This window comes from Limosilactobacillus avistercoris (assembly GCF_014836425.1).
Classification (GTDB): domain Bacteria; phylum Bacillota; class Bacilli; order Lactobacillales; family Lactobacillaceae; genus Limosilactobacillus; species Limosilactobacillus agrestimuris.
The window spans coordinates 47,510-56,272 of record NZ_JACSQW010000011.1; the positions used below are offsets into that span (position 1 = coordinate 47,510).

Genomic DNA, 8,763 nt, shown 5'->3' on the forward strand with positions numbered 1-8,763 from the left:
TATAGAGATTAATCTAGCAGGTCTCATTGAGCATGTCTAAGCATCACTAATTTAATTAGGCTGGTTGAAGGCCACTTATAACTCAGGTTTATTTAGGGGGTAAGCGTTTAGATAGTGTGTACCCAAGTCATAGCAACAACCACTTAATGTTTATGAAACCATAGTCATGGGGAGGCGACGATGATTCTAGTTGAGGATAAAGTATTTACCAATTAAATTAAATTCAGTTTAAACATGATAACTAGAAGTCATTTGCCAATATTACAATATTTTAGTGAAACCACTAAAGCGCTAGATCTTCTAGTTATAACCAAGCAATAATAATATTTATTGCTTGTTCACTATTAGTTATGCATTCTTATGGGATAGATGTCAAATGAAAGCGCAACATTTTTTGAAATATTTATTGTTAAAATGCTGCAATCCCGCGCCGCTGCATATATATCAATCGATAGATTAATATAACTAATCATTCTAAAAAGTAATTATTTGTTTTATAATAAGACAAATTATAAGGAGATGTCTCTATGCTTACAAATAAGGAAATTGTGGATGCAATTCACCAAATGCGTGCCATGTATCCTGAAGCCGGAACAACATTAAAAGCTGATACAACCTTCCATTTTTTATTAGCAACCATCTTAAGTGCGCAATCAACGGATAAATCAGTGAATATGATTACTCCAGCACTTTTTGCTCGTTTCCCAACTCCCAAGTCACTTGCTAAGGCTCAACCAGAAGATGTTGAACCTTACATTCAATCACTTGGTCTTTACCACAATAAGGCTAAATACCTTGTTAATGCTGCACGAGGAATTGTCACCAATTTTAACGGTCAGGTTCCTCATACCATGAAAGAATTAATAAGTCTTCCAGGAGTAGGCCGAAAGGTTGCTAACGTTGTCCTCGCTGAATGTTTCCACATTCCCGCCTTCCCAGTTGATACCCACGTTAGCCGTGTAGCACGACGCTTAGGAATGGTTAAGCCAAACGCAACTGTTCTTCAGATTGAGAAGCGACTAAAGGAAGCTGTCCCGAAAGACGAATGGCTTGACGCCCACCACGCAATGATCTTTTTTGGTCGTTACCAATGTACAGCGAGAAATCCAAAATGTAATAAATGTCCTCTTTTACCAATCTGTAAATATGGTCAAGATAATGTCTTTTAGGATTTAACCCCACCATAATTTAACTAATGCTTGGGTTCCATCATTACCATAACCAGCATTAACTAGCTTCTCGTATAACCGAGTTGCTTCCCTTGTCATCGGTCCCTTGATTCCCATCTTTTGTGCTTCTTCGAGTGCAATTCGTAAGTCTTTGAGAAAGTGTTTAGCAAAGAAGCCTGGAGTGTAATCATCCTTTAAAATTCGTGGACCATAAGTGCCGAGGCTAAAGTTCTCGGCTGCACCCGATTGAAGTGTTTTCATTACCTCATGAAGATCAAGTTGAGCAGCCTTCGCATAAACCAACGCCTCACTCATCCCTAACATTGTTCCCGCAATCATAATTTGATTAGCCATCTTAGCATTTTGGCCGCTTCCTGCATCACCAAAATACTGGACAGAGGAAGAGAATTGCTCGAATAATGGTTGTAATGTGTTAAGATCATTTTTTTGACCACCAACCATTACCGTAAGTGTCCCCTTCTTCGCACCAATATCACCACCGGAAACTGGTGTATCTAAGACATGGACTCCTTGTTTAGTCCCTTCTTTGGCAATTTGCTTTGCTAATGAAGGTTTACTAGTTGTCATATCAACAAGGTACTGGCCTGCATGAGCATTAGCTAAAATCCCGTTCTCGCCAAAATATAATTCTTCAACGTCTGTTGGGAAGCCAACCATTGTAAAAACAACATCTGATTGCCTTGTTAGCTCAGCTGGCGTATCACACCACTTTGCACCATTTTCCATCACCGCTGCTGCATGAGCTTTTGTTCGGTTATATACTGTTACTTCCTGGTGTTTAAGAAGGTTATTAATAATTCCGGTCCCCATTACACCAGTACCAATAAAACCAATTTTCATCGTATCACTCCTTAAAATATTACTTATCTAATATTATACAAATAAGTTCTCAACGTTTGTAATTCAAATATTGAGGACTTATTTTATTTATTTGGATGTAATATGTCGTTCTTTTAACGAGAAGATATGTAATGCAATAGCACATCCTAGGCAAAGAACCGTTGCAACAATCAAAAGAACTAAACCAGCATTCCAGCCATAATGATCTACTGCAACCCCAAGAAGACTGGTTCCAAGCGTTGAGCCAAGGACATAACTCATAAATCCGCGAAGCCCAACGGTTGAACCAACAGCAAATGGCGGAACAACTTCCATCGTTTGAACAGAATCAAGAAATTGAGGAATATAAACTAGGCATCCGGCCAACGCTGCATAAATAGTAACCGCCGTTACCGACTTACTATTCCAGTAGCCAAAAATACAAAAGACAATTAAAACGAGGGCAATCATTGCTGGTGGCATCCGGTAACTCTTAAACAACTTATCAGAAATAATTCCTGCTAGTAATGTTGACGGAATTGCAGCCCATTCGAAGAAGGCAAAAGCAACCATCATTTGACCATGGGTGAACCCTTTTGCTTGAATCAAGAAGATTGGTAACCAGGTTAAAATTCCAAAACGAATCATATAAACAAATGTATCCATAAATGAAACAAGCCAAGCACCAGGATTATTAAAGACATACTTTGTTAAAATTTGCCAAGAACTTAAATCATGATAATCTATATTCCCTTGCTCTTTTTTAGTTTCGTCTAGCGGTGGCAATCCCTCTTCTTCTGGACGACCCTTAACAAAAACCAGTACGATTAATGCAACTGCAATAGCAACTAATGCCGGGAAAATATAGATTGCAAATCGCCAATGACTAGCACCAACAATCCCCAACATGAAACCAGCAAGTGGTGAAACTAATCCCCCACCAAAGTTATGTGAAGTATTCCAAATCGATGTTACAAATCCCCGTTGTTTTTTACTAAACCAGGTTGAAAGAATAATAAAGGATGGCCCAACTCCCATCCCCTGGAATAGCCCCAATAAAATTAAAATAATAGCTAATGACCACAGACTAAAGCCAAAAAATGCTAAACACATACTCAACAGGGCACAGATAATTAATCCAGTAGCCATAAAACGTTTTGGGTTAGCCTTATCCGACCATGCACTCATAACACCTTTACCCAAACCATAAGCAATCAGCAAGCAACTAGATAACATCCCAATTTGTCCTTTAGAAAGATCTAGGGATGCCTTTAGCTGTGGCGTTGATAATGTAAAATTATTCCGCACAATATAAAAAGCAGCATAGCCAATAAAAACTCCAAATAGCGACATCCACTTATACCTCTCAAATAAGGTGTGAGCTTTCTTAGGAGGCACTTGTGCTTTTTGCCGCGGTTTTAAAAAACTTAACATAATTACCATCTCCTACATTTTTCGTAAACTTTCTCCCCATCAATACAGCGCTTACATAGCGAATTATACACTAAAATGACATTAAAAAAACGATAACTTGACTAAAACTAATAATTTTAATCACGTTACCGTTTTTTAGATATTACTCGTACTTATTCGTGAGCAATCCCAACTTTTTGAGCCATTTGTTGAACATTCTTTGCTTGCTTATGACTATTCAAGTATTTAATCAAATCTTGCTGTGAGACAGTCTCAACTGGATTATAGATATCTCCTGTATGTGGTGCATTTGGCGTACCAAATTCGTAAATATTTACACTACCATCCTGGTTGATCGTATAGGCTGAATAAACAACCTCCTTATTACTATCCTTACTGTTAAAGGCAACATAAACCGTGCCACTTCCCTTTGCGGATAAGTAATTTACAATGTTTGGTTCTGTAGTTTCCTTAATCAGGATACCATTATTCGAATTATCAACAACATTCTTCCATTTTGAAACATTCTTTTGAGCAGCATAACTAGCAACTGCAGCCGCAAATTCATTTGGCTTCATGTTGGCCTTTAATTCTTCTCCACTACTCTTCTTTGTAGCATTTGCTTTACTCTTTTTAGTTGCTTTTGAAGATAAGGATTTAGCTGCCTGCTTCTTTATACTCTTCTTGGATTGGGAAGATTTAGTCGAACTCTTCTTACTCTCAACCTTCTTTGATTGTGAAGAAGACTTCTTTGATTCTGATGCAGAACTCTCACTCGAATTATTTGCAGCCGCATCACTACTTGTCGAAGATTCAGCAATGGTTTTTGTAGTCTGTTGAATATTTTGTTGGGCCTCAGTTTGTTCCTGGTGGTTATTAAAAATATAGCTTCCACCAGCAATAATTGCCAAAGCAGCAACAATCACCATTTCATTTTTATGGCGAATCTTACTCTTAGCCTGCTTTTGTTGCCGTTGATCATAGAAAGAACTCATTTCGCCGCGACTAAAATCATATCCACAAGAAGGACAAATTCGATCCTCTTGTGGGACATTTTTCCTACACCATGGGCACTTTTTCATTCAATATCCCCCAATCATAAGTTACTTCATGAATCACATTATAACCCCAAATGCAAAGAAAATGAATTTTTTTGTAACTAAAATCACTTCTCGTTCAATAATTCTTCTTTTGCTGAATCTAATTTAGCCGCTTCTTCTGGAGATAATTTTGGATAAGCTAACGGTAACTTTTCAATTTCCTTGGTTAGAATATCTGAAACAATTAATCGTGAATACCACTTATCATCTGCAGGAACAACGTACCACGGGTTCTTCTTGGTTGCGGTCGCATTAATTGCCTTTTCATATGCCTTTTGGTACTGATCCCAGTATTGACGTTCACGAATATCAGATGAAGAGAACTTCCAGTGCTTTTTGGGAAGGTTAATTCGCCGCAAAAAGCGCTTTTTTTGCTCTCCCTTTGAAATATGAAGGAAAAACTTAAAGATCACAAAGCCGTTTCGTGAAAGGTACCTTTCGTAATCACGGATATCCTGGTAACGTTCCTTAAAGAAATGACTGTCAACATCACTCAAAGAATCAATTCCTGGCAAATTGGCATTTAAAATAATTTCTGGATGAACACGAGAAACGAGGACGTCCTCATAGTATGACCGATTAAAGACACCGATTTCTCCCCTGGACGGCAATTCCTTATTAATCCGCCAAAGGTAATCATGACGGAGCTCTGTCGATGTCGGTTGCTTGAAATTAGCAACCTTAAAGCCAATTGGATCGACACCGGAGAAAATATGGGCGATCATACTATCTTTACCAGCCGCATCCAATGCTTGAAAGACAACTAAGATCCCATATTTATGCCGCGCGTACATCATCTTTTGTGCATGGCGAATATGATAAAGATTTTCATCAATCTGTTTCTTAATTTTCTCTAATTCATCAGCGCTGTCTTTAACTTTAGTTGGCGCCTTTTTAATATCAAAATCATCACCTGTGAACTTATAATCCATTCTTTTGGCCTCCAGATTCAATTATTACCTTCATTCTAGCACTGTTATTACAATCATTACTGACATTTAACTACATATGCCAGCCTATACAAATAGGACTCCAAAGCTCGATAAAACCGAACTCTGAAGTCCTATTACTTGTGGGGACGTGAAAGTAAAATCACGTTCCCTTGTCGAATTAATATGTGAAGTTATTTGACCTATTTTACCAAGGGAAACAAGTCAAGAATGTTGCAAAACTAAAGAAGATTCCTGGGAAATTGGCCCAGAACACTGGCCAGTCACGGTTCTCCTTAAAGAATGCATAGATACTCCAAAGAGTACAGTTGATACCCGCAACAAACGGTTGAAGCGGTGCACCATAATTTCCATGCAAGTTATTGTAAATCTGTGCAATGTAAGATACATACATTAAAATGGCAATTATACTGGCAATCCGTCCTAACCAGTTGATAAACTTCGATTCTTTCATTCTCTCTCGTTCCTCTTTTTATAAAATAAATTTTCTATATCTAATCAATGAAAGCTCAAATTTGGAAAGACATGCTTGTCCACGCCAAATGGTGAAAAAGCCTCGGAAAAAGATTTGAAATAAGATGTAGAAAATACGCTTACCCTAACAACATAACTTAGGCATCTTCGCCGGCAACCTTAACAATTGCCTTTGAAATATTACCTAACTTACCACTAACAAAATCTTCAACGTGAGCGAAGTCCAAAACATTAGAAATTAATGGTAATGGATCAACGTCACCGGATTGAAGTAAGGCAATTGAGTCTTCGAAAGTGTAAGGGTTGATGAAGGTTCCTTGAATCGTTAATTGCTTTTGGTAAACCTTGTAAGTATTTACCTTAAATTCTGAATCAGGGTTACCAACACCAAACATTAATACTTGACCACCACGGCGAGCAGCTTCAACGGCTTGTTCCTGGGTCTTTGGTAAACCAACAGCTTCAACAACAATGTCGTATGAATCCTGCTTTACTTCTTCTGGGTGAGTCATGTTATTAATGGTCTTAAAACCGAAGTGCTTCCGGTTGTTTTCAAGCTTTTCGTCAACGGTTCCGGCAAGAGTAACTTCACGAACACCGCGAGCCTTCAAGATTTGAGCAATTAGTTGACCTTCAAAGCCATCACCAATAATCAATGCGTTTTGGTATGGGTGAGTAGTCAGCAAGTCAACAGCGTGCATTGCACATGAAATTGGTTCAATTACGGCTGCAGCTTCAAGTGAAACATTGTCAGGAACATGATAAACAACTTCTTCTGGAGCAGTGAAGTATTCTTCAAAGCCACCGTCACGGGTAACACCAACAGCATCAAGGTGTTCACAAAGTTCTGGACGGGATGTTCGGCAATAGAAACACTTATGACAATAGATGTTTGGATCGACGCTAACCCGATCACCAACTTTAAAGTCTTCAACTTCACTACCAACAGCAGCAACTACACCAGAGTTTTCGTGTCCTAATACAATTGGTGGAACAGCATCAGCTGAACCAGGAAGGCCATTATACAAAGCCTTATCGGTTCCACAAATACCAGCCCAGGCAGTATGAACTAAAACTTCATTAGGCTTAACTTCTGGCTTCTTGTAGTTGTCATCAATTTCTAACTTTTTCTTACCAGTCATTACTAAAGCTTTCATCAGATATTCCTCCTACACTAACAAAGTGATTAGGGTCGATCTGAACTAAGGGATAAGACCTTTAGTGGGGATTAATCCTTAACAACTTCACAAAATTCAATGGTTTCATCGTTTGGGCCAACAATGTTAAAGAACTTAATTCCATGCTTCCAGAAATCAAGGTGTTGAACTTCGTCTTCCTTAACATCGAATCCTTCTTCTTTAGCAGCCTTAAATGCACCATCTGCGTCTTCAACGTTTAATGAGATATGGTTAATTGCGCCAGTCTTGTGAACAGCACCATCACTGTCCCAAATTTCCAACATCAAGTGACCAACCTTCATGAATACCACTTGGTGTCCTTGGTCATCAGTATCAAATTGACCTTGCTTCTTGAAACCTAACTTTTCCCAGAAAGCAATTGTCTTCTTCAAGTCATCAGTTGGGATCCCAACGTGGGCCAAATCGTCATAGTAACCTGCTAAGCTCTTGTTAAATGCCATAAGTCTCACCTCCTTTAAATGATTATTTTTTAGTTTATTTAGTTTAGTAAGTTATTCGCTACTGCGCTTCACCAGAATTTCCTACTGCAACTGAGTCAAGATCTGTTCGCCCTAACTTTCCTCAAGCTAACGACCTCCACCTCCGACGACAAGACGCCGTTCGGTGGAGAAATCGTTAGCCACCGGAAAGTTTTAACGGGCTCACACTTTCTAATTTGTTGCTGCCTTTAATGCAAGGGCAAAGTCACCGATGGTAGCGGAACCGTTGTGTTGAGCTAATGGCATGGTAATGTACTTATCAAGGTCACCAACTTCAACGTAATCATTAAGAAGCTTCTTGAATTCACGGCGAACCTTCTTCAAGAATTCTTCACTAACAACACCACCACCAAAGACAATTTGTCCTGGGCGGAACATCAGGGTTGCGTCAACAGCAGCTTGGGCAACATAGTAAGCCATGATGTCCCAAACGTGATTAGTCAACGGGACGTCTTTACCCTTCTTGCCTAGGCGGGCTTCAAATGTTGGACCACTAACTAGTCCTTCAAGACAGTCGCCATGGAATGGGCAAATTCCCTTAAAGTCAAGGTCGTCAGGGTGACGTTTTAACCGGATATGTCCCATTTCGGGGTGGCCTAATTCACCAACAAATTTACCGTCAATTACAGCACCAGCACCAACACCAGTCCCGATAGTGTAGTAAACAAGTGAATTAATCTGCTTATTAAACAAAGTTGAGAGGACATATTCACCGTATGCTGATCCATTAACATCCGTTGTCCAAGCAATCGGAACATTGAAATGCTTTTTAAATGGGCCAACAAAATCAGTATCTTGCCACCCCTTCTTCGGGGTATTAGTAATGTAACCATACTTTGGTGAACTCTTCCGGATCTCGATTGGCCCGAATGAGGCGATAGCAATGGCACTTAAATCATCTTTGTATTGATCGAACCATTCGATACACTTTTGGATCGTTTCTTCAGGAGTCGTTGTTGGAATATGAATCGAATTTTGAACTTGGTAGTTGATATTACCAACGGCACAAACAAATTTTGTCCCACCGGCTTCAATGCTTCCTAATAACATAACAATTCCTCCTTACTTATTCTCATCCATTTCAGCCCGCAACTTCTTGCCGACTTCTTCGTATCCTGGCTTGCCAAGAAGGCCAAACA

The 8,763-nt window shown here is 39.2% G+C and carries 9 protein-coding genes; 1 reads left to right on the forward strand and 8 read right to left on the reverse strand.

Going from position 1 to position 8,763, the window contains the following annotated elements; all coding sequences use genetic code 11:
* The first annotated feature begins 527 nt into the window (after positions 1-527).
* Complete coding sequence (nth, locus tag H9564_RS05345; RefSeq protein ID WP_191684473.1) at positions 528-1,169, forward strand: endonuclease III; 642 nt, start codon at positions 528-530, stop codon at positions 1,167-1,169.
* 3 nt (positions 1,170-1,172) lie between these two features.
* Here nth and H9564_RS05350 read toward each other — a convergent pair whose 3' ends face one another.
* The 8 genes from H9564_RS05350 to scrK all read right to left on the reverse strand — a co-directional run bounded on the left by H9564_RS05350 (position 1,173) and on the right by scrK (position 8,674).
* Complete coding sequence (locus tag H9564_RS05350) at positions 1,173-2,030, reverse strand: NAD(P)-dependent oxidoreductase (protein ID WP_191684474.1); 858 nt, start codon at positions 2,028-2,030, stop codon at positions 1,173-1,175.
* Between the two features lie 87 nt (positions 2,031-2,117).
* A complete protein-coding gene (locus tag H9564_RS05355) occupies positions 2,118-3,443 on the reverse strand; it encodes an MFS transporter (RefSeq protein ID WP_191684475.1) in 1,326 nt (441 codons plus the stop codon).
* A 152-nt stretch (positions 3,444-3,595) separates the two neighbouring features.
* Positions 3,596-4,504, reverse strand: coding sequence for a hypothetical protein (locus H9564_RS05360; protein ID WP_191684476.1), 909 nt, complete (start codon positions 4,502-4,504; stop codon positions 3,596-3,598).
* Between the two features lie 83 nt (positions 4,505-4,587).
* Positions 4,588-5,454, reverse strand: coding sequence for a PPK2 family polyphosphate kinase (locus tag H9564_RS05365; RefSeq protein ID WP_191684477.1), 867 nt, complete (start codon positions 5,452-5,454; stop codon positions 4,588-4,590).
* Between the two features lie 205 nt (positions 5,455-5,659).
* A complete protein-coding gene (locus H9564_RS05370; protein ID WP_191684478.1) occupies positions 5,660-5,926 on the reverse strand; it encodes a hypothetical protein in 267 nt (88 codons plus the stop codon).
* 157 nt (positions 5,927-6,083) lie between these two features.
* Complete coding sequence (locus H9564_RS05375) at positions 6,084-7,103, reverse strand: zinc-dependent alcohol dehydrogenase family protein (protein WP_182581064.1); 1,020 nt, start codon at positions 7,101-7,103, stop codon at positions 6,084-6,086.
* A gap of 71 nt (positions 7,104-7,174) precedes the next feature.
* Complete coding sequence (locus H9564_RS05380) at positions 7,175-7,585, reverse strand: VOC family protein (protein ID WP_191684479.1); 411 nt, start codon at positions 7,583-7,585, stop codon at positions 7,175-7,177.
* 210 nt (positions 7,586-7,795) lie between these two features.
* Positions 7,796-8,674, reverse strand: a complete 879-nt coding sequence (scrK, locus tag H9564_RS05385; protein ID WP_191684480.1) for a fructokinase ScrK — start codon at positions 8,672-8,674, stop codon at positions 7,796-7,798.
* Positions 8,675-8,763 lie beyond the last annotated feature (89 nt).